We start from the raw sequence: 21204 nt of genomic DNA on the forward strand, positions 1-21204 counted from the left end.
TATTTACTATATGTCTTGAGCATAAAGACAATATTTGAATAATACATTTCTTTAAATAAAAACCAATAAAATAATAATCTCATGAAAACATTAGTAGTATTGATGATAAGCCTTCTAACATTGGGGGCTCAAGCTCAGAGCCTGATTGGAGCTTGGGAACGTAATTACACATCCGAAGATGGAGAGCAATTAAAAAGTGTCGTCATTATCTCAGATGGTTATCAAGTTTTAACGACCTATAATTCTGAAACAGGAGCGTTTATTCATTCCAATGGAGGTACTTGGAGTTTAGACGGAGATACTATGACCGAAACAGTAGAATTCCACACTGACAATTCTGAAATGGTAGGACAAGAGTTTAATTTTAAAATAATTCTAACAGACTCAGAATTAAAAGTTGTTGGTGATGGTGAGGGGATGAAATTTAGTAGAATTGATAATGGCAACCCCGGAAAACTAAATGGTGCATGGTTAATGTCTGAGAGAATGAGAAATGGGGAACTTCAATCCCGAGACACCAGCAGACCAAGAAAAACTATGAAAATTCTGTCTGGCACCCGTTTTCAATGGATAGCTTATAATACAGAAACCAAACAGTTTATGGGTACAGGAGGTGGAACCTACACAACTATCGATGGAACTTACACTGAAAACATAGAGTTCTTTTCAAGAGATAATACCAGAGTTGGAGCAAGTTTAGAGTTTGATTATAGCTTAGAAGATGGCGATTGGCATCATAAGGGCTTTTCTAGTAAAGGGGATCCATTATATGAGATATGGAGTATTAGAAAATAAGTTCCGGTTACAGACAATTAGATACAATTACTGTATCTACAGGTTGTAATTATAATTCATAAAACTATAGAGTAAAGTAACAAAAGTGTAGCCTATTCGTCATAAGGTAAAGCATAAAATTCACCATAATGACGACCAGTAAAACAAACCCAAGTAAAGCTAAAACTTTAGTTGTATTTATTCTTACCGTTATCATTGGTTATGGCCTATTTATTTTACCCGATATTTTCTTTGGCGTTACCAAACTCAACGGCGGTAAAATTGGGATAAACCTATTATTTATAGGGTTATTTCAGTTTGTTACAGTGTCACTATTGCTTCTTGTAGCACTAAAAATTTTACAAAAAGACTTTAAGGATATTGGTTTACAATTCTTAAATGTAAGAACAGATGCTCTTTTAGGCCTGTTATGTGGTGCGCTTTGGACTTTTGCACAATTTGCTATACTTATACCAAATACTGGTGGTAATGAAAGAGCTGACATAACTGGAATGCTTACACTATATGACGGAAGCATTACTGGTACCCTATCCTTTATTGCTCTGGGAGTCATTGGTGGAGGACTCACAGAAGAGCTATTTAACAGAGGGTTTTTTATTTCTATTCTTAAAGATGTTTTTAGTAATCCTAAAATAGGTCTTTGGGCTTCGGCAGTTCTTTCAATACTTATTTTTTCATTAGGTCATTTACCAACCAATACATTAGAGTGGTTCGATATTTTAATACCAACAATAATTTACACCTTATTATTTATTAAAACAAAACGATTGACTGCTTCCATAGTAGCCCACGGTTTGTATAATATGCTAGCCATTCTACTCACATACTATTTTTACTACTCATAAATTAAAAACGCCCATCCAATTAAGGACGGGCGTTTCACTAACAAAAAAACTCAAAATATATCGTGCTATACACGACATCAATCAACCAAAAAATCAATTGTCTTGCTAGTAATCATCAGTATCATTTGCTTCCCTCAAAATCAACTGATTTCTTTTAAAATCTATACGACACATTCCCCTTTATAAAAAATGGAGTCCCTGGCGTAAAGTGTATTTCTTCTACAGAATTAGCTTCGTTTTGTAAGCGCGATTCTGTTGCAAATTGTGTTTCGTTCCAATCAACATCAAATAGGTTTTCGATGGCAAACCCTATTGTCATGTTATTTTTAAATTCATAATTCATATTGAAGTCAAAAACCGTGTAGCCTTCAGCAACTATGCTATTATCTTCATTCGCTGGTCTATCATCCAAATAGCGGTAGCGGATGCCACCAGAAAACCCATTAAGATTGGTTACAGACAAACCACCGGCAATGGTCAAGTCTGGAGCTAACGGAATATAATCTTCACCTTCTGGGTCGTCAATACTACGAGCCTTTGTAAGTGTTGCATCTGTATCGGCGAATAACCAATCTGTAAATTGATAACGCAAGCCTAAATCTATACCGTAACGCTCTGTTTTTCCACTTGGCTCAACAATACCGGCATCACCCACATAGACAAACTCCTGTTCTAAAAATAGGTACCACAACGCTGTGTTTATGACCATTTTTGAGCTGGGTTTCCAAAGTGTACCAACATCGACTCCATAGCTTCGAGGCAAGGTCTTGTTTTCACTATTGACCACTACCCTTGCATCGTTGGAGTGAAATCCTAATCCAGATTTAACAAACAGTTGTATGTTATAATCCAAGTCGTAAAACAAGTTGAGTTTAGGACTTAGAATCGTTTGGGTTTTGGACTGCCGTTCATACGTTTCCTGCAATTGGTCTTGGTATAAAAATTTAAAATAATCTAATCGCAATCCAGGCACCAACTTAAAATCACCAAATTCAAATGCAGCATTAGCGAAACTATAGCCATTGGTCTGATTAATATCTCCAAGTTGAATATTTTCAAGCGTTGTTTGTCTATTTAAGGTTCTGGATAATTCCACATCATCAATAACATCGTATCGAAACCCTATTCCTGTTGAAATATCTACCGGTGTATCGCCCAAATTAGTTTCATAGTGCCATTTGGTGTTGACCCCAAAAATATCGCGTTGTTCTTGTTGCATGATCTGATCCCCATTAACGGGATCTTCTAAAAAGAAGGTAAAGTTTGAAAATAGTTTGAAATCATAATGAGAATAGAATACATTAGAACTGAAAGTTGCTCTATCAGAAATCACCTTATCGAACGCTACATTAACATTGGTACGTTGGGTATCGCCTCCTTCGGTGTCATCGATGGCACCAAATCTTGAAATATTTCCATTGTCCACCTCACGCTGTGGAATTTGACCTGAAGCATCCCAACGGCTTGTAAAGTGTGAAGCTGTTAACGAAAACTTTCCATCACCAGGAACAAACTTCACATATTTTCCGAAAAGATTGAGACGGCTAAAATTTTGAGGAGACTCAAAAGGACCATCGCTTTCTAAATGTTCAACGGCCACATAAGCACTTTGATTTTTAGTTTTACCTAGAAGATTAAACATACCGACAGTTCTCAAGGTATTAAACTGCCCAACAGATAAACTAATAGTGTTGTCGTTTATAAAATCCTTTGTGTTAAAATCTACATACCCTGCCGTATTAAAATCACCCTTATCAGCATAGTAAGCTCCTTTACCAAAGTCTATGGCTTTAATCGTTTCAGGGATAACGAAATGTAAGTCACTATACCCTTGTCCATGGGCATGAGACACCATATTAACTGGCATACCATCAACGTCAATAGTTACGTCGGTACCGTGGTCTACGTCAAAACCTCTAAGAAAGATCTGTTCTGCTTTACCTCCACCAGCATGTTGCCCGATAAATAATCCAGGTACTTTTCTCAAGACATCTTGAGAGGAATTCACTGGTGTAACGTTTAAGTCAAGACGACTTATGGTATTTAGGGCATTAAGACTTTCTTCTATAACCAATTCCTCTAGTTGAAAGATTTTCTCTTCTAAAGTTATTTTAAGTGCTGTGCTTATGTCCTCTACGATTAGGTGTTTAGGCGTATAACCTAATAAACCTATCCTAATGGAATCTCCGCGCTTCGTTTTATCGATAATAAAGTATCCAGAAGTATTTGTGTGCGCATGACTCCCAGAACTTGCGTTATACACATAAACACCTTCTAAAGGTTGGTTACGTTCATTAAGTACATTGCCTTTTAGACTTTGGGAATACATTTGTGTGCCTATTAGCAAAAATAGTATGCAATAAGAAATAGTATATTGAGAAATCCTGAACATATTATAGTGCCTTAATTTGGGCATCCATTGTTGGACCTAACTCATATAAACTAGACAACAATTCTTCTTTTAGAGGAGCCACTTTATCCTTAACACCATTAGCTTTATAAATCTCTGCGATATGATACAGCACGTCTGGTTCTGAGGTGTGTCCTATCACATTCTTTTCTAAGATTTCCAAGGCTTGTTTTGCATTACCTTTTTTGTAAACACTCCACGCCAAAAGATCGTAAGATTCTGGTGTTGGTCTATTATTTACTTCCTTTTGTGCAATAGCTAAAGCTTCATCCACATTGACCATGGCATCGGTATATAACAACACGTTATATTTATTGTACATATCACCGTAATGCTCATTTTCTACATGATTTCTATAGCTTTCTAAAGATTTTGATTTTAGACTTTGGTCTCCCATATAGTCTGCTATATCTGCTTTTAGCAAATCGTAATCTGGAGCATAGTAATACGTATTAATATCATCTAGTATGACTAAGGCTGCTTCGGGGTTTTTCTCGTAAGAGTATACTATCCAAGCAATGCCTTTTTTAGCATAGGCATTATCAGGATCTAATTCCAGTGCCTTTAAATAATGTTCGTAAGATTTTTTAATTTGCCCATCATGGCCATAAAAATCAGCCAAGTTGGTATAGGCCCAGATTTTTGTTGGCTTAAGATTAGAGGATTCGGCAATTGCGGTTGCTTTTTCCATGTTTTCTATAGCACCTTCAAGATTGCCCTGGTGGTCTTCCCACTTTGCCAAACGGATGAGATAGTCAAAATCACTAGTGTTTTTAACCTCATCTAAGTAACTTTTGGCGTAGATGTAATTCCCCAATTCTAAATGAACATCAAAAAGCATTTTTTTTGTGCCTTTTAAATTTTCACCATTCTCCTCGGCTTTTTTTAATAACTCTAAAGCTTCTTGAAATCGGTGTTGGGATATATAGTTAGATGCCAAAGCTTTTAAATAGCCTGCTTTGTCGTAGTTTGTGGCTTCATTGGCCGCAATTAAATCTTTTTCAGCAGCAATTAAATGGCTGATATCTCCTGTGGTATCAAAAACCTCACTATGAGCTCCTGCTCTTTTTACTAAATAAGGGAATTGATTTGGAGTGGCTTCTAACTTCTTAGTCCAGAAGTCAACGTCTGCCATTAATTCTGTTTGGTCTATTTCAGTGCCTAAATATGCACTGTAGTCTTTTGTGTGTGTCACCTTGTCATTATTGCAACTAAACAATAGAGCTACAAAAACAAGGGGGAAGAGTTTTTTTACTAACATGGTTAATACGTTTTTAATTAATTATTTGAGTTTTTTTAGTTAAAAATCTGAAGTGAACTTAATCTCTAAGTCCACTCCAGAATATTGGTTAATAGCCTACCAAGGTTGTGCCAGGTAAGGGAACGATGTTAAAAATGCTGTATCGTTACCATCTACATTATCATCTGTAAGACTTGGATTTTCAGTACCGTCTTCACCTCCGAATATCAAAAGTAATTCTACTGAAATAACATCATCAGCTAAGGCTCTACCAGTCAATACATTTGTACCATCAAAGAAGGTTGTAGTACCTTCTAAGGACACTGATAATACATCCGTTGCCAACAAGCCTGAAAAGGTTGCAGCATCTAATCCTAAAGCATTAGTGTCCGAAGGATCATTATATGCTGGGCTTACCGCCATTAGATTTGTTTGAAACATCGATTGAAAAGCAGCTCCTTGATTTGAAGGAGTTGTTGTATTAAATTGATCTTTACTTCCTGAGGATACAAATACTGTATTTACAGCTGGTCTAGCCATCTGATCTTGTTGTGCATAAGTTCCTGTAAAGTTAGGTCCTGTAGGACCTGTAGGTCTGTCATCGTCATTGCTACATGTAAAAGCCGTTAAAGAGGCCAACATGGCAATTGCTATAAGTTTTATTGAATTAAATTTCATCTTTATTAAATATTTTTAAGTTTATTGTTTTCTTTTAGATTCTACCCAAGTATTGATGTTACCCGATCCGCCAATCATGGCTTTTGGTACTTCTACTACAATAGACATTACATTAGTCCCTGCAAAAGTATCGACACCTGGATCGTTGAATCCTGGGGCATCACCAGCAATGATTTCATTATAACGTGTAAAATCCATAAAGAATGGATCATCTCGTGGTCCTGCGAAGAAGCTCATGCCATTGGCTGTGCCAACATTGGCTGAAGATCCATAAGCAGTAATATCAACTGTTCCCTGTGCTGCTGCACTGGTCATAATTGTACTGTTTAAGCCTGGACTCGCCGGGGCAGTTGGACCAAAGAAATACATCACTCCATCTCTAGGAGTCGCCTGTATCACTAAGTCTTCAACATTATCAGCATTGGTATCAATATTAAACTCTACCAATACGTCTTCATCGAAGGTTGCATTTCCTGTAGCTCCGGGACTTAGTAATCCTTGTAGGTTTGCCACAAAAACAATGTTGTTGGTGTTTTCGCCCTGAAAGGCATAAAAATCAGTGATATCACTTGTACCACCACTAACTGCTGGGGCATCAATATGATCCGCAGCGATTGCAACAAATGTTGCTATACCTAGTACAGCTGTTGCAATTAAGATTCTTGTTTTTTTCATAATAGTTGAGATTTTTGTTTAAATTTTTGGTTCTCACTTCTACTTACGCAATTGTCCGGAGGTCGGTTTTATTTTTTTGCTATTTTTTTTAAATTTTATGCATTTCACCCCATAAAAAGTATCTTTGAACCTTATACTCAATCTATGAACCCTTCTGCAAAAGGCTGGATAAAAAAGCTATTTAAGATACTTCCGGAGTCATTTTTTAATGACATGGACGATGATGGGTTCTATACAGCGCTGAAAGAAACAGGGTTTATATATGGTAGCAACCTTAGTATTTTAAAAGGTGCCGTTGCGTCAAAAGATTTTACTGAAGAAGAATGTTGCAAGGTCAATTTAATCTTAGCCCTGTATTACATCCACACAAAAAAGGAGTCTCAATTTGATTTTATAAAAACAGTCAGTGATTTTTACGCCACAACCGAAGACTATAAATCATCCTTTATTTCTGAGGTTTTTGGTTTTGGTAGTTCTAAGCCATCTTTAGAGGATATTATCCATAGAAGAATCCATATAGACGATAATATTATCACAAAGCATTTTAATTCCTTCTTAATAAACGCGTTACTTTTTGTAGATGTTTTGGCATACCAGCATTTTTTAGATGGTGACAAAAACCTAAAAGGCTATATCCTTAAGGTGGAAGCTATTATTGAAACGATAACTGTGTCTATATTAAGTTCTAAAAAACATAAGGCCGAATATGAAGCTCAATTGTTAAAATTGTTTGAAGCATCTTTGAGACACAAAGACAATAGCAAGTTAGAGATGAGTGACTTTACAAAGACCATTTCAACCGATTTTGAAAAGAAATATCTTATAGACACGACATGTATGGCGTCTTGGACAGATAAACATATCGATGATGAAGAATATGGATACTTAAAAAAGTTACAAAGTAACCTACAATTAGATCCGAAAATTATTACAGAGTCCATAGATGACCTAAATACATTCTATAAAACCAATAAGGATAAGATTGCTTTTTTAAGCGATAATACCTTGGCACAAAATTTTTACGAAAACAACAGTAAGCTCGTTATACGTCTTATAAAACGCAACAGCAAACGCCTTTTTAAGGAACTAACAGAAAGTAAAGAGGCCATGGTGTTATTGACCAAGTCCACACAGCGGAATTTAACGGACGAAGAACAAAAGAAAGTACAAGAGCAACTTCTAGATATTTTTAAGTCCATCCCAAGTCTAGCTATTTTTATGCTTCCAGGAGGAATGTTGCTGTTACCTCTATTTATTAAGTTTATTCCAAAGCTATTACCGTCCGCTTTTGATGATAATAGAATCGAGGAGTAATTTTAATCCAACCAATTCTTAAAATCCTTTACCCGCTCACGAGCCACAATAATGTCCTCTTCATCATAATGTTTTAAAATAATTTTAAGTCGTGAGTTTGTATAACTGATAATGTCCTTAATAGCATTTATATTGATAAAAAACTTACGGTTGACCCTAAAAAACACCTGTGGCTCTAGTTCATCTTCTAGCTGATCTAAAGTGAGGTCTAAAAGGTAGTTGCGTTTATCAGTAGTAAAAAGATAAGTGCCTTTGTTTTCGCTATAGACACATTCAATATCTTCAATAGGAATCAGTTTAATGTGCTGTCCGACCTTTACCGAAAAGCGTTTTTTATACTCACGCTCTATTGGGTTGACTAGCAACTTCTTTATATCTTCAAAATTGAGTGTAACGTCTTGTTTCTGGGGATTTCGTCCTTTAAACTTATCAATAGCGTTCTTTAAATCGTCCTCATCGATTGGTTTTAGGAGATAGTCAATACTGTTTAATTTAAAAGCTTGAAGCGCATACTCATCGTAAGCCGTAGTAAAGATAACTGCAGATTTTATATCAATAGCTTCAAATATTTCGAAGGACAATCCATCACTCAATTGAATATCCAAAAATATAAGGTCTGGGTGCTCATTATTTTGAAACCATTCAATAGATTCTTCCACAGAATGTAGCATGGTATTGGCTTCAAAATCCAAGGCAGTTAACATACGTTGCAATCGCCTAGCTGATGGTTTTTCGTCTTCTATTATTATAATATTCATAATCTTCTAGAATAATCTTGTGCATATTTAAAATTCTACTCCCAGGTCTTGTTTTTTTTACCCAAGAATTCCTCAAGCTTTTTGGCTTCCCATTTTTTACTAAAAAATAAGCGCTCTTTAAACGTATTAATGGCGTGAAAGACTATAAAAAACCCCCATATAAATATCGTTGAGTAATTTATTGCTAAAATGGAATCCGTATATGCTGTATCTTCAATGATGATAAGATTCCATATAACCAATCCTAAAACCACAACGTAGCCTGCTAGATGTATATAAAACCATCTTAGCTTATGGACTTTTTTCTGGGCCTCAATATAGAAGAATTCTTCTTTTTCCTTATCAGTCATAACTGTTATATTTTTGATCTTTTTGGCGTTCTTTTTCCATAAACTCTTCCATCTTTCTTTGCTCCCAGTTTTTACCCAAAATAAAGTTAAATCCAAAAACACCAATAAAATGAAATGCCAGTCCTATTCCCCAAAAGAAAGCAGTAGCATAAGGTCCAAAGCCTCTGAATCCAGTACTGGTATTCATAGCAATAATTAGAATTAAAAATATATTGACTATGATGTACGAGGTTAAATGCCAATAAAAACCAGAAATGGCTTCAACACGCTTCTTGGCACGCAAGTATGCTTCTTCTTTTCTGTAATCTCTTTCAAGAGGTTCGTTGTCTTGATATGGTTCTATATTATATTTTTCCATGATGTTATTTTTTACTATTAAGTTCATCCTGCATAAATCTTTCAATTTTACGTTCTTCCCAATCATAACCGAGTAATCTTGGCAAAACAAAAACGGCAAAAGCATGAATACATAATATAGAACCCCAAACTACAAGTGTACTTAGTGTATTAAAAGTTAATAGTTCTGAAACAAAACTGTCCCAACTATCTAAGCTACCCCACACTTTAAATCCTATAATTGTTACATTGATAATCGCAAAAATCGATAGGTGAGAATAAAAACCCTTTAAACGTTCTACTTTTCTCTTGGCACGATTATATTTCGAAATTGATTTTTGATGTTCCATGACTTTATTATTTAATTCCAACGGTTATTTTTTTCTTCCTTTTGCATAAACTCTCTGATTTTGCGTTCTTCCCAATTTGCTCCTAGTGCAGCATTATCAAAAAACACGCGATACGCTTGGAAACATAAGCTTAATCCCCAACCAATAATCGGAAACCAAAACCATTGAATGGTATCACTCGTGTATCTATGCCATATAAACACTAAGAACGGTATAACTAAGCAGTAGGAAACCAAACTACCATAAAAGGCTTTTAATTCCTCCAGACGTTTACGAGCCTTAACATAGCTCTCGTCTAATCTATTGTCTGGTAATTGAGATGTTCTCATAATTGATACTTGTTTTGTGAGCATTGGTATCCCAACAGCGAAATCCTCTGCTCGTTGATTGATGATGACTTTTTTATTGGTTAACAACTTATAGCGTTGCTTAATATTTTCTAAACCTACACCACTACTCTTTTTTACGATTTGTTTTATTTGCAGATTATTCAGGACTACGAGATAACCGCCATCTTCATAAATTTTAATATGCAGTGGTTTACTCGTGGTCACCATGTTATGTTTCACTGCATTTTCTAATAATAACTGTAACGATAGTGGTACGACTTTACTTTCGGGATTTTTTGCTTTATCAGGAATTTCGAAAATGATACTATCCTCAAAGCGCATTTTTAATAGCGACATATACGTCCGAGCGAAATCCAGTTCTTCATCTACTGTAACCAGTTCTTTATTTTTTTGCTCTAAAACGTAGCGATATACCTTAGATAAAGACGTTGTGAATTTTTGAGCATTCTTCGGATTTTCCTCAATAAGGCTCGTCAACACATTTAAACTGTTGAATAGAAAATGAGGATCTAATTGGTTTTTTAGAGCATCAAATCGTGCACTTGCTGCACCAGCTATAACTTTTTGCTCTTTAATTTTGTTTTTTTGATAGCGGTTATAAAAGAAGATGATATGAAACACTGATACTATAGTCAAAGTAATCCATACACCAAATGAATACCCGCTCCAAGTTTCATTCCCCAAAAACGTCTTCACAGGGACATTATATATAAATACTGATATGCAAAATCTAAGAACAAAAAGACCTATCAGGGTTATAATCGTCGTACCAATAATTCCATAAACAATTCTCTTAATCGTATCCCCCTTTTTCCAATTCCTCTTCTCCATATAGCTAAAAAAGGCCATATTAGAATACCCCAACACAAAAGAATACAGCTGGTAATAGAAAAAATCCCTTAAAAAATCATTGACATCTTTAAAGTCAAAACCACCGCCTAGAAAATTTCCGATTACAAAAATGATGCAACCAATAATAAAGGTGATAATGATATTTCTAACAGATTCTTTCATAAAATGAGTTTAAGAGCTTAGGCTTTACAAGATTCTAAAACTTGTTGTGCACGTTCAGTTCCCCAATTTGGGCTATACGTTTTTTCTGGTTTAAAGTTAGCAAAAAGTTCTATGGCGCGTTCTATATCCTTACAATACGGTGACGTATCTTTTCCAAAAAATTTGGCACTACCCATATCCCACTCTGCCTTACCGAAAACCACTCTAGGGTTATTTGGAGCAATCGCATATGCTTTTTGGTACAGTTCTGATATTTTTGGTGACAATGTCATACCGTACTTCATACCGTCAAAGGCAACCCAATTGGTATATACATAAGCTTGCATAACCAATAATTCAGGGTTATTGTCACTTAGTTTAAAAGCTTCATCGAGATGTGATTGTGCTTTATCCAGTTGTACCTTTAAAATGGCTTCATCCTTGATGTTCCAACTTTTCATGCTATTAATAAATGCCACATAGTAATGCGGAAGCCAAGATTCTGAATCTGCATTGGCAATGCGTTCAAATACATTTTCTGCCTCGTTCAACTGATTATTTTCCATAAGTTCAAAGGCTTTGGTCATACCCCTATCGAAGGCTGAATCAGTCTGTGCCCAGGAAGAAGTAATAGTGATGACCAAAAGGACAAATAATTTTGCGAGTGTGTTCATAATGCTATATTGATTTAAGTTTGAAGCAAATATCACATAGAGATACTGTCTTCTATAATTAATCTCACTGAACTGTCATTTTCTATGACTGAACTGTAAACTTTTTAATATTGAAGTAAAAGCGTAACTTTTCACTGTCCTTTTAGACCTATAGTTTTATAACCAAAACCAATCACAGATGAAACGATTTCTCCCTCTTTTAGCCCTTCTATTTACTTGTTTACTATTCGCACAAACTGATAAGCGTTTAAAAGGCATCAATGAAGAACTTCAAAAAATCTTAGAAGTTACAAAGGCACCTGGGTTTGCAGTTGCTGTTGTAGATAGCAGCAAAGTCCTTTATGCAAAAGGGTTTGGTTATCGGGATTATGAAAATAAGATTCCGGTTGATGCCAACACGCTATTTGCTATTGGCTCTTCTACCAAAGCATTTACTTCTGCTGTTTTAGGAGTACTTCGCGAAGACGAACAATTAGACTTTGATGATAATCCGAGAAAGTATATTCCTGAACTCGAATTTTATAATGGTGACCTCAACAATAACCTAATTATTAAAGACCTAATGCGGCATAGTACAGGGATTCCTCGTCATGATGGGGCTTGGTACTTTTTCCCATCCCATGACAAAGACAGCCTCATTGCAAGAATTAAATACCAAGAACCATTTACAGGCATCCGCCAACAATGGTACTACAATAATTTTATGTTCCTAGCGCAAGGCGTCATTGCAGAGAAAATCACTGGTAAATCTTGGGAGGAGAACATCCAAGATCTATTCTTAAAACCATTGGGGATGAATAGAAGTAATGTAGATATTGCAGCAATGAAATCAGCCGATAACGCTGCTTTTGGGTATGAATTAAAAGATGATGTCATTTCTAAAATGGATTATTATGACATTGCAGCAATGAGTCCTGCAGGCAGCATCAATAGCAGTGTCAATGATATGAGTAAATGGTTGATGATGTGGATTAATGACGGAAAGTATAATGAAAAAGAGATTTTACCGGCCAATTATATCAAAGAAGCTATGAGCTCGCAGATGGTCGTTGGTGCCAATACACCCGATGATAAATTCCCCGATATTCACTTTGCTAATTATGGCTATGGCTGGTTTTTACAATCGTACAAAGGGCATTACCGTGTTGAGCATGGAGGAAACATCGATGGCTTTTCAGCCAACGCTGCCTTTTTCCCATCAGATGGTATTGGCATTGTGGTATTAACCAATCAAAATGGTTCTGCTGTACCATCACTCGTGAGAAATACAGTGGCCGATTACGTGTTAGAATTAAAAAAATCCGATTGGGCTGAAAGACACAAAGAAAATCTTGAAAAAGCTAAAAAAGCACAAGAAGAAGCTGAGGAAGAGTCAGAATCATCCAATGTAAAAAACACTAAACCATCACATATTTTGTTAGATTATACAGGCTCATATAGTAATGATGGTTATGGGGAATTTCCTATTATGGTAGAAAACGACTCCCTTTTTGCACAATTTAAACTTCAAAAGCAATTTCTGAAACATGTCCACTATGATACGTTTGAACTTTTAGATATTAAAAATGGAAAAGTCGATACAACAGCAATAGGCAACAGTCTTAAAGTAACGTTCAACACAAATTCAGCAGGTGATATTGTTGAACTGACCACGGATATAGAACCAACATTAGACGCAATTGTATTTAACAGAACGCCAAATACCATTGATGTCGATACCGAAATTATGAACGCTTATGTTGGAGACTATGAATTGGCTGGTACTACAGTAAAGGTTTACATTAAAAATGAAAATACGCTCTATGTATTTGTGCCTGGTCAGCCAGAATACGAATTATTACCAACGGCAAAACACAGGTTCTCATTTAAGGCATTGGAAGGCTTTAAAGTTGAATTTATAGAAGATGATGATTTAAGCATAAATAAAGTGAAGTTTATTCAGCCAAATGGCACTTTTATTGCCAACAAAAAATAACATTGAGTTTAGGAAAAAAGGACATACACGTCAGCGACACGGCCTTTGTAACCTGTGGCTTTAGAAGACTTAATGAAAAGTTAAGTCAAGACATCTATGCCAAATTATGGCGGAACGACAAAGCGGAACTATTACTCAAAGACTATACAAAACATGTTTCCACAGAAGAAATAGAAACACATTGCATTAGAAATCGCTATTTTTTGGAATCATTGAGGCTATTAATTGAAAAAAATCAGATTGAAACCCTTATCAATTTTGGGGCAGGATTTAGTATGTATCCATATCTATTGGATGGCCACATCACACATATAGAAATTGACAAGCCAGAGGTTGTGGATTATAAGTCCAGTGTAACTAAAGAGTGGATTAAGGAAGGTGTTTTGCCGCACCGAAATATTGATTACATCGGGGTGGATTTTAGTACCGATTATCAGAATAGTGTATTGAATAAGATTCAAAATATTCAGAAGGATACATCGTGTTTTATATTAATTGAAGGGGTTCTGTTCTTTTTAAACAGAAAAGAAACCGAGTCTATTTTTGACTTTTTTGATACCATTCAATCCCAAGGAGATTTTATTGGTAGTGTGTCTTACACTGATGAAATTCTTGGCACAAGAGCCTATGATAGGCTTATTGATTATGCAAGTAAAGGTTTGGATGATGCCAGCGAAGGAGGGCTTCAATGTATAGAGAATAGTTTCTATGAGGGATTAGATCATTATAAGCTCATTGACCATCAGGACTATTTTTCGTGTTCAAAACAGTTTAACCATTCCCCAAAGTCTGACCCAACGGACATTCTGAATGAACATTTTTACATTCTTCAAAAAAAGTAATTATTCTTCCTTTTGTGAATACGCCTCTATATAAGCCTTAGCCCTATCGTTCCCTGTATTGAGTTCATACGCTTTTACATAGTTACTGTATGCTTTGGCACTATCACCACTTCTAAGATAAGCGTCTGCCAAACTATCATACACATTGTCGCTTTCAGGGAACAATGCCACATTCATTTTAAAAACACTGATGGCGTCATCGTATTTTTTATCCCTTAGGTATCGGTAACCTCTAGAGTTAAACTCACGTTCGTTAAAAAGCGTCGTTGTAGAATCTTTTGCTTTTATGGCTAAGAAACCTTCTTGTGCCTTAGCAAAGTTACCTTCTTTTAGATACGTACTAGGTGTTTTATAGTCATTAGAAACTTTAAGATAATCGTAGCGAATACTATCCGGGTTTTCTTTCGGAATTATAGAAAGGTACCGCTCACCAGTTTCTGGATGCTGCACAAAACGAAGTTTATCGTACATGTCAGCGACAAAAAACTCATTAGTATCGACAACTACAGGCTCCATAGTTCCACCACGCCATTTTAGGAATGGCTGATTATCGGTATAATACACTTCTATAACATCATCCATATTATAAAGGTACTTGCCTGAAGTTTGGTCTTTAAATTCTTCTGAAAATTCCACACTATTGGCACAACCTAAAATGCAAACACATAAAATGCTGAAAATATAAATCGTTCTCTTCATATCCTTAAAAATAAAAAAGTCTCATTACAAATGAGACGATTTTATATCAACTATGTTACGAAAAATATAACTTTCTATTTAATAGCCATAAGTTCAACATCAAATACGAGTGTAGCACCCCCAGGAATTACACCACCAGCTCCTGCATTGCCATATCCTAAATCACTTGGAATCACCAAACGCGCTTTGTCACCAACGTTTAATAAGCAAATACCTTCATCCCACCCTGCAATAACTTGGCCGACTCCAACCTGAAAGTCCAACGGTTGATTTCTTTTGTATGAAGAATCGAAAACTGTACCATCAGCTAGCTGACCTTTATAATGTACCGACACCATATCACCTTTATTGGCTTTTTTCCCATCACCTTTTTGGATGATTTGGTAACGTAAGCCGCTTTCAGTTTCTTCGAACCCTGCAGATAATTTTTCTAATTCTGCTTTGGCAGCTTCGCGTTCTGCAGCTACACGTTTTTCTCGTGCTCCCTCAAAGGTTCTAAAGGCTTCCACTGCATTAAAGTTTTCGGCTGCATCTCCTTGTCTTATAATTTCTAAGCTCTCAATGGTATCCCCTTGGGCTACAGCGTCAACGACATCTTGGCCTTCAACAACATCCCCAAACACAGTGTGCTTACCATCTAACCATGGGGTCTCTATATGTGTGATAAAAAATTGGCTTCCGTTAGTTCCCGGGCCAGCGTTTGCCATGGATAATTTCCCTGGAGCATCGTGCTTTAAATCTGGGTGGATTTCGTCATCAAACTTATAACCAGGATTTCCTGTACCTGTACCTTGAGGACAACCACCTTGAATCATAAAATCCGGGATAACACGGTGAAATTTTAACCCATCATAATAAGGTGTGCCTTGGGGCTTAGCAGAATTCTCTAAGTTACCTTCTGCCAAGGCGACGAAGTTACCTACTGTCCCCGGTGTTTTTTCGAATTCTAAATTGACTAATATGTCTCCTTTTGAAGTATTGAATTTTGCGTATAATCCGTCTTGCATTGCTTTATATTTTTATTTAAGGCTGCAAAGATAAGGATAAAGTTGGAAGTGGGAGGAGTATTTAGTGGACAGTATGAAGTATGAAGTATGCAGTGGGAAGTGGGAAGTGGGAAGTGGGAAGTGGGAAGTGTGAAGTTTGAAGTATAGTGAGTAAAATCCTAAATAAAATATAATTGCTCTTGTAAAAGATAGCATTTTAAAATTTATAATTCCAGATAACTGATTCTATTAAACCATATATCATATTTACTTTTATGACAGTAACCTAAGACAAAGTTTTTAGTAATTAAGTAGCTCAAAAGTATTTTTCAATGCTTGGTCTAAATCTTCTTGACTTCGTATAAGGGAATTCTGAAATCCATTCATTATACTAATTACAGAATAAAACTGACTATCTGGAATAAATTTTTCAGCTGTATTTATCGTTTTTTGTTGCATATATATTCCTACACCCGAACTATTAAAAAAATCAATAGCTGTGCCATTCCAATAAGCATCTACATAATTCATTGTTTTCTCAAGTCTATCGTAATTGAGTTTTAAAACTCGAAGCTGATCTAAATGTTTATCATCAGATATTAAAGCTCTTGAATTTGTCCCAAGAATTTCATTTAAAATAGAATTATCAATCCTATTACCCGTATAGCAAAATAACCCAATTATATCAGATGCTTTAGTTTCAAAATTAGAATTAGAAGATCCTTCTTTTATAATTGAGTTAGACCTTTCTGCACATAATTTATTAACCGATAGTGCTTCTTCTAATTTTTCAATATTACTTTCAATTTCCTTTGTTATTGCTGCAATAAGCTTCTGTTCCTCCTTTTTAAGTTTCTTTTCTTCATTCCAATTATTAATCGATAATGCAATCAAAATTCCAATGACCACGAGAATAATCTCTCCAATAGCGTATTTAAAGTACTTTCCTGCCCGCCCGACCGAGTCATTCGGGCTGGTTTTTCCCTCTGAAAGTAATCGCTTTCGAACATTTCTAAAAAACTTAATCATAGTTTCTGTTTTTTCCGTCCCGACGTTTACTGTCGGGAGCTATCTCAAATGGTATCCAAATAATCATTGATTAAAGATAGAGTTAACTTTATTTCTACTATAGTTTGGTTAAGCGAAAAGAGATTATCTTTTTTGACAAGAGCTAAGTAATCTAGAAGAATATCAAACTCGTCGTCAGATTTCATTGCCTCAAAATCCCGTGGTGTATAATATGCTAAGGCAGCATTAGATCCGTCAATGGATTTCATACTCTTAAAATACGATATGTATCTAGGACTAAAATATTCGTAGGTCCTCTGCTCAGCAAGTTCTTCTCTTTCTTTTAAAAATGAATATTCAGAGGAATACAAATCTGTTATGGATTTTCTAAGGCTATCATTTGATACTATTTGGAAACCTAGATTTCTAAGATTATCAAATCCACTTGTTTTAATGGTGTAGGTTGTATTGAAATCCAAACCTCCAAAATGAATGGCAAGTGAGTCGTTATAGGCTTGGTCACCGTTTAATGCATCGCGAATTATAGAAATTCTTTTGAGACCCCTAAGATTAAGCGCTATGTCATGTTCAAGCGATAATACATCGTATTGCAAGTCTGAAGCAATCTCTTTTAATGCCTCAATTTCTAGTACATCTATTTTATTTTGTTCGTTCCAATTATTGATCTGAAGTGCAATTAATATTCCAATAACAACTAGCACAATTTCACCCACAGCATAGAGAAAATATTTTGAAAACCGGTTTTCTTTAATCGTATTTTGCCGAATTTTACGGAAGAATTTTATCATATTCTATTTCCCGAGAAAGCGGGAATCTTATTAGTTGGTCATAGTTTCTATTCCAAAGCTTTAGCGTAGGAATAATAAATCACAACGTGTTTGGCTATGGTTTCGTTGCGTGAAAATCCGCGAGGATTTTCCGCCGTAAACCGAAGACAGCAAATTTGCGAGGACTTTCCGCGAGGAAAGTCAGAAGCAATGAACTATAGCCGGTGTTGTACAACGTTTTTTATCAAGGGTTTTACTTTTATTATATTCCTCTTTCTATTTCGTGTGTTTATTTTGAGGTTATTCCACATCACAGTCATTTTTCTACCCAATTTATCCATTGGCATTGGAATATCTTGTTCAGCATCTGACTTTAATTCAATTCTATGAGTTGCATTCTCAATTTTAACAATTATGAGATAGGCAAAATCTTTATAGCTTAATGTTTCTTCCGTCCATCCTTTAGTAAATAGACTGTCCAAAAATCTGTTTAATTTTTCTACGTTAGCCTTGTCATAAGTCAGAACGTAGTTTACATTTTCGTCAATCTCAAATAGTCTTTGTTTAACTTTAGTAAAATTCGGTGCGCTATTGTCAAACAAGATTTTATAGTCGCTGAATATTCCGTTATTATATGTCCCAAGTTCTACTTTATTAATAGTAGTCGAGTCTAAAAACTCTACAGTCAAATAAGATTCTTTGAAATAATAAGTTCGTGAAAATTTAGATTCAGCCTCTCGATTCTCAACATCCGTTGGATTCAATAGAGTTTGTTTTTGTTCCAAATATTTAAGCCAATTTTCGGTCATCTCAAATGTTGTACAACTAGTTATATCGCATTAAAAATTTACTTTATCCCATACCAATCCCAGGATAACAAAAGTCTTTATAGTTTTCGGAAAATAATGGCATGCATCAATTAGCCACCTCGCTCATAAACTTTATACGGTATAAACGGAGTTCTTCTTCTTCATAGTCGCCATCAAATTCGTCAATGGCAGCATCAATTTTATCGGTTTCAGAGTCCATAAAGTACTCATGGATTTCTTCTTGCTGATCTTCATCTAACATATCATCAATCCAATAATTGATATTCAATTTGGTGCCAGAAAAAACAATGGCTTCCATTTCTTTAACCAAATCGGTCATCTCCATACCTTTAGAATTGGCGATGTCCGTTAGTGGTAATTTTCTGTCCACATTCTGAATGATGTACAGTTTAATAGCAGAGTTAGATCCCGTGGATTTTACAACAAAATCATCGGGCCGCATCACATCATTGTCTTCAACATACTCGCTAATCAAGGCCACAAAGTCCTTACCGTATTTGCGGGCTTTACTTTCCCCAACTCCATGAACATTAGAGAGTTCATCAATAGTTATAGGGTATTTTAATGCCATATCCTCTAACGAAGGATCTTGAAAAATCACAAATGGTGGTACTCCTAATGTTTTGGCATTACGTTTTCTTAAGTCCTTAAGCATCTTCATCAGCTGTTCATCTGCCGATGCTCCACCTCCTTTGGTATTGGTGATAATATTATCGTCCGAATCCAAATCATAGACATGATCTTCGGTCATCATAAACGAAGATGGTGAGGCTATAAAGTCTCGACCTGCGTCGGTTAAACGCAAAACACCATAGGTTTCAATATCCTTTTTTAGTAGTTTGGCGACCAATACTTGGCGAATTAATGCCATCCAATAGCGCGGTTCCTTGGCTTTTCCTATTCCAAAAAACGGTAAAGTATCTGTCTTATGCGACCCGATAAGGGCATTGGATTTACCAACGATAACCTGCACCAAATCTTTGGGTTTGTACTTTTCGTTGGTTTTATCGACAACATCTAAAATAATCTTAACATCATCCTTGGCTTCAACCTGCTTTTTGGGGTTACGCACATTATCATCCATATCGCCACCTTCGCCAGTTTCATTATCGAATTCTTCTCCAAAATAATGTAGGATAAACTTCCGTCGAGACACCGAGGTTTCTGCAAAAGCAACGACTTCCTGTAAGAGGGCATTACCGATCTCCTGCTCTGCCACAGGTTTACCGGACATAAATTTTTCTAACTTTTCGATATCCTTATAAGCGTAGTACGCCAGACAATGACCTTCGCCTCCATCTCGACCAGCACGGCCTGTTTCTTGGTAATAACTTTCAATACTTTTTGGGATATCATGATGAATGACGAATCGCACATCAGGTTTGTCAATACCCATACCAAAGGCGATTGTGGCTACGACCACATCGCAATCCTCCATCAAAAACATGTCTTGATGTTTTACACGGGTTTTGGCATCCAAGCCTGCATGGTACGGCACGGCTTTTACTCCATTAACCTGAAGGACTTGCGCCAGTTCCTCTACCCGCTTTCGACTTAAACAATAAATAATACCAGATTTGCCTTCATTCTGTTTTACAAAACGGGTAATATCAGCATCAACATTTTTGGTCTTAGGACGTACTTCGTAAAATAAATTAGGACGATTAAAAGATGCTTTAAAGGTTACAGCATCCGTCATCCCCAAACTTTTCAATATATCTTCCTGTACTTTTGGCGTCGCAGTTGCAGTTAAGCCTATAATAGGGATGTCATCGCCAATACGCTTTATAATATGTCTAAGATTTCGATATTCTGGTCTAAAGTCGTGTCCCCATTCACTAATACAGTGGGCTTCATCAACCGCCATAAAGGAAATGGTTACGGTCCGTAAAAACTCAACATAGTCCTCTTTAGTCAAGGATTCTGGTGCTACATACAATAACTTGGTAATACCATTGGTAATATCTTCTTTAACCTTTTTGACCTCGGTTTTATTGAGTGACGAATTTAAAACATGGGCCACACCCTCGTGATCCGAAACACTTCTAATAGCGTCTACCTGATTCTTCATTAAGGCAATTAATGGAGACACCACAATGGCTGTTCCTTCTTTTATTAAAGCTGGTAATTGGTAGCAGAGTGATTTTCCACCACCTGTGGGCATAATGACAAAGGTATTATTACCTTCTATAACATTTTTTATAACCTCCTCTTGTAATCCCTTGAATTGGGAAAATCCAAAGTATTTTTTTAGTTCAGCGTGTAAGTCAATTTCCTGGTGACGCATTAATCCCTATTCCTATTTTAT

General features: G+C 36.0%; 20 protein-coding genes and 1 pseudogene. 5 read left to right on the forward strand and 16 right to left on the reverse strand.

Annotated features, from left to right (window positions below):
• Positions 1–81 precede the first annotated feature (81 nt).
• The gene (locus ACFEMA_RS05735; protein WP_411767097.1) at positions 82–795 is read left to right on the forward strand and encodes a membrane or secreted protein; all 714 of its coding nucleotides are present in this window, start codon (positions 82–84) and stop codon (positions 793–795) included.
• A gap of 128 nt (positions 796–923) precedes the next feature.
• A complete protein-coding gene (locus ACFEMA_RS05740) occupies positions 924–1640 on the forward strand; it encodes a lysostaphin resistance A-like protein (RefSeq protein WP_411767098.1) in 717 nt (238 codons plus the stop codon).
• A 154-nt stretch (positions 1641–1794) separates the two neighbouring features.
• Here the strand turns inward: ACFEMA_RS05740 and ACFEMA_RS05745 are convergent, their stop codons facing one another.
• The 4 genes and pseudogenes from ACFEMA_RS05745 to ACFEMA_RS05760 form a co-directional block, all read right to left on the reverse strand.
• Positions 1795–3969, reverse strand: a complete 2175-nt coding sequence (locus ACFEMA_RS05745) for a TonB-dependent receptor (protein ID WP_411767099.1) — start codon at positions 3967–3969, stop codon at positions 1795–1797.
• A 64-nt stretch (positions 3970–4033) separates the two neighbouring features.
• Positions 4034–5311 carry a tetratricopeptide repeat protein gene (locus ACFEMA_RS05750; protein ID WP_411767100.1) on the reverse strand — a complete coding sequence of 426 codons (1278 nt, stop codon included), beginning with the start codon at positions 5309–5311 and terminating at the stop codon, positions 4034–4036.
• Between the two features lie 96 nt (positions 5312–5407).
• Positions 5408–5731 (reverse strand): DUF4331 family protein, encoded by a 324-nt coding sequence (locus tag ACFEMA_RS05755; RefSeq protein WP_411767143.1) that lies wholly within the window; start codon positions 5729–5731, stop codon positions 5408–5410.
• Positions 5711–6643, reverse strand: a pseudogene (locus ACFEMA_RS05760) (DUF4331 family protein); the annotation flags it as partial. The pseudogene ACFEMA_RS05760 and the gene ACFEMA_RS05755, both read right to left, overlap by 21 nt.
• Positions 6644–6787: 144 nt before the next feature.
• Here ACFEMA_RS05760 and ACFEMA_RS05765 point away from each other — a divergent pair.
• Positions 6788–7957 carry an LETM1-related biofilm-associated protein gene (locus tag ACFEMA_RS05765; protein ID WP_411767102.1) on the forward strand — a complete coding sequence of 390 codons (1170 nt, stop codon included), beginning with the start codon at positions 6788–6790 and terminating at the stop codon, positions 7955–7957.
• A gap of 2 nt (positions 7958–7959) precedes the next feature.
• Here ACFEMA_RS05765 and ACFEMA_RS05770 read toward each other — a convergent pair whose 3' ends face one another.
• Genes ACFEMA_RS05770 through ACFEMA_RS05795 form a run of 6 tightly spaced genes read right to left on the reverse strand, consistent with a single transcriptional unit; the run spans position 7960 to position 11768 of the window.
• Complete coding sequence (locus ACFEMA_RS05770) at positions 7960–8715, reverse strand: LytR/AlgR family response regulator transcription factor (protein ID WP_411767103.1); 756 nt, start codon at positions 8713–8715, stop codon at positions 7960–7962.
• 35 nt (positions 8716–8750) lie between these two features.
• Positions 8751–9065, reverse strand: coding sequence for a 2TM domain-containing protein (locus ACFEMA_RS05775; RefSeq protein ID WP_411767104.1), 315 nt, complete (start codon positions 9063–9065; stop codon positions 8751–8753).
• Positions 9058–9423, reverse strand: coding sequence for a 2TM domain-containing protein (locus ACFEMA_RS05780; protein ID WP_411767106.1), 366 nt, complete (start codon positions 9421–9423; stop codon positions 9058–9060). Before ACFEMA_RS05780 ends, ACFEMA_RS05775 begins: the two co-directional genes overlap by 8 nt.
• A gap of 4 nt (positions 9424–9427) precedes the next feature.
• On the reverse strand, positions 9428–9751 hold the full coding sequence (locus ACFEMA_RS05785; RefSeq protein WP_411767109.1) for a 2TM domain-containing protein: 324 nt from the start codon (positions 9749–9751) through the stop codon (positions 9428–9430).
• 11 nt (positions 9752–9762) lie between these two features.
• Positions 9763–11115 carry a histidine kinase gene (locus ACFEMA_RS05790; RefSeq protein ID WP_411767110.1) on the reverse strand — a complete coding sequence of 451 codons (1353 nt, stop codon included), beginning with the start codon at positions 11113–11115 and terminating at the stop codon, positions 9763–9765.
• 17 nt (positions 11116–11132) lie between these two features.
• Positions 11133–11768 (reverse strand): tetratricopeptide repeat protein, encoded by a 636-nt coding sequence (locus ACFEMA_RS05795; protein ID WP_411767111.1) that lies wholly within the window; start codon positions 11766–11768, stop codon positions 11133–11135.
• Positions 11769–11946: 178 nt separating this feature from the next.
• Here ACFEMA_RS05795 and ACFEMA_RS05800 point away from each other — a divergent pair, with 178 nt between their 5' ends.
• Positions 11947–13743 (forward strand): serine hydrolase, encoded by a 1797-nt coding sequence (locus ACFEMA_RS05800; RefSeq protein WP_411767112.1) that lies wholly within the window; start codon positions 11947–11949, stop codon positions 13741–13743.
• Positions 13744–13745: 2 nt separating this feature from the next.
• Entirely contained in the window at positions 13746–14585 is an 840-nt protein-coding gene (locus ACFEMA_RS05805; RefSeq protein ID WP_411767113.1) for a class I SAM-dependent methyltransferase, read from the forward strand.
• On the opposite strand, the gene ACFEMA_RS05810 is transcribed toward ACFEMA_RS05805, so the two are convergent.
• The 6 genes from ACFEMA_RS05810 to recQ form a co-directional block, all read right to left on the reverse strand.
• On the reverse strand, positions 14586–15284 hold the full coding sequence (locus ACFEMA_RS05810) for a tetratricopeptide repeat protein (protein WP_411767114.1): 699 nt from the start codon (positions 15282–15284) through the stop codon (positions 14586–14588).
• A 74-nt stretch (positions 15285–15358) separates the two neighbouring features.
• Positions 15359–16291 carry a peptidylprolyl isomerase gene (locus ACFEMA_RS05815; RefSeq protein ID WP_411767115.1) on the reverse strand — a complete coding sequence of 311 codons (933 nt, stop codon included), beginning with the start codon at positions 16289–16291 and terminating at the stop codon, positions 15359–15361.
• A gap of 279 nt (positions 16292–16570) precedes the next feature.
• Complete coding sequence (locus ACFEMA_RS05820; protein WP_411767116.1) at positions 16571–17299, reverse strand: DUF6090 family protein; 729 nt, start codon at positions 17297–17299, stop codon at positions 16571–16573.
• 44 nt (positions 17300–17343) lie between these two features.
• Positions 17344–18087 (reverse strand): DUF6090 family protein, encoded by a 744-nt coding sequence (locus ACFEMA_RS05825; RefSeq protein WP_411767117.1) that lies wholly within the window; start codon positions 18085–18087, stop codon positions 17344–17346.
• Positions 18088–18281: 194 nt separating this feature from the next.
• Entirely contained in the window at positions 18282–18875 is a 594-nt protein-coding gene (locus ACFEMA_RS05830) for a hypothetical protein (protein WP_411767118.1), read from the reverse strand.
• A 106-nt stretch (positions 18876–18981) separates the two neighbouring features.
• Positions 18982–21183, reverse strand: a complete 2202-nt coding sequence (gene recQ / locus ACFEMA_RS05835) for a DNA helicase RecQ (protein WP_411767119.1) — start codon at positions 21181–21183, stop codon at positions 18982–18984.
• Between the last annotated feature and the right edge of the window lie 21 nt (positions 21184–21204).

Source organism: Winogradskyella sp. A3E31, assembly GCF_046720935.1.
Taxonomy (GTDB): domain Bacteria; phylum Bacteroidota; class Bacteroidia; order Flavobacteriales; family Flavobacteriaceae; genus Winogradskyella.

Bases quoted from the DNA above. Each gene is read 5' to 3' on its own strand.
- ACFEMA_RS05790 (WP_411767110.1), bottom strand. From the start codon at position 11,115: ATGAAAGAATCTGTTAGAAATATCATTATCACCTTTATTATTGGTTGC.
- ACFEMA_RS05785 (WP_411767109.1), bottom strand. From the start codon at position 9,751: ATGGAACATCAAAAATCAATTTCGAAATATAATCGTGCCAAGAGAAAA.
- ACFEMA_RS05815 (WP_411767115.1), bottom strand. From the start codon at position 16,291: ATGCAAGACGGATTATACGCAAAATTCAATACTTCAAAAGGAGACATA.
- ACFEMA_RS05770 (WP_411767103.1), bottom strand. From the start codon at position 8,715: ATGAATATTATAATAATAGAAGACGAAAAACCATCAGCTAGGCGATTG.
- ACFEMA_RS05795 (WP_411767111.1), bottom strand. From the start codon at position 11,768: ATGAACACACTCGCAAAATTATTTGTCCTTTTGGTCATCACTATTACT.
- ACFEMA_RS05780 (WP_411767106.1), bottom strand. From the start codon at position 9,423: ATGGAAAAATATAATATAGAACCATATCAAGACAACGAACCTCTTGAA.
- ACFEMA_RS05775 (WP_411767104.1), bottom strand. From the start codon at position 9,065: ATGACTGATAAGGAAAAAGAAGAATTCTTCTATATTGAGGCCCAGAAA.
- ACFEMA_RS05735 (WP_411767097.1), top strand. From the start codon at position 82: ATGAAAACATTAGTAGTATTGATGATAAGCCTTCTAACATTGGGGGCT.
- ACFEMA_RS05830 (WP_411767118.1), bottom strand. From the start codon at position 18,875: ATGACCGAAAATTGGCTTAAATATTTGGAACAAAAACAAACTCTATTG.
- ACFEMA_RS05800 (WP_411767112.1), top strand. From the start codon at position 11,947: ATGAAACGATTTCTCCCTCTTTTAGCCCTTCTATTTACTTGTTTACTA.
- ACFEMA_RS05745 (WP_411767099.1), bottom strand. From the start codon at position 3,969: ATGTATTCCCAAAGTCTAAAAGGCAATGTACTTAATGAACGTAACCAA.
- ACFEMA_RS05810 (WP_411767114.1), bottom strand. From the start codon at position 15,284: ATGAAGAGAACGATTTATATTTTCAGCATTTTATGTGTTTGCATTTTA.
- ACFEMA_RS05755 (WP_411767143.1), bottom strand. From the start codon at position 5,731: ATGTTTCAAACAAATCTAATGGCGGTAAGCCCAGCATATAATGATCCT.
- ACFEMA_RS05820 (WP_411767116.1), bottom strand. From the start codon at position 17,299: ATGATTAAGTTTTTTAGAAATGTTCGAAAGCGATTACTTTCAGAGGGA.
- ACFEMA_RS05825 (WP_411767117.1), bottom strand. From the start codon at position 18,087: ATGATAAAATTCTTCCGTAAAATTCGGCAAAATACGATTAAAGAAAAC.
- ACFEMA_RS05740 (WP_411767098.1), top strand. From the start codon at position 924: ATGACGACCAGTAAAACAAACCCAAGTAAAGCTAAAACTTTAGTTGTA.
- ACFEMA_RS05750 (WP_411767100.1), bottom strand. From the start codon at position 5,311: ATGTTAGTAAAAAAACTCTTCCCCCTTGTTTTTGTAGCTCTATTGTTT.
- recQ (WP_411767119.1), bottom strand. From the start codon at position 21,183: ATGCGTCACCAGGAAATTGACTTACACGCTGAACTAAAAAAATACTTT.
- ACFEMA_RS05765 (WP_411767102.1), top strand. From the start codon at position 6,788: ATGAACCCTTCTGCAAAAGGCTGGATAAAAAAGCTATTTAAGATACTT.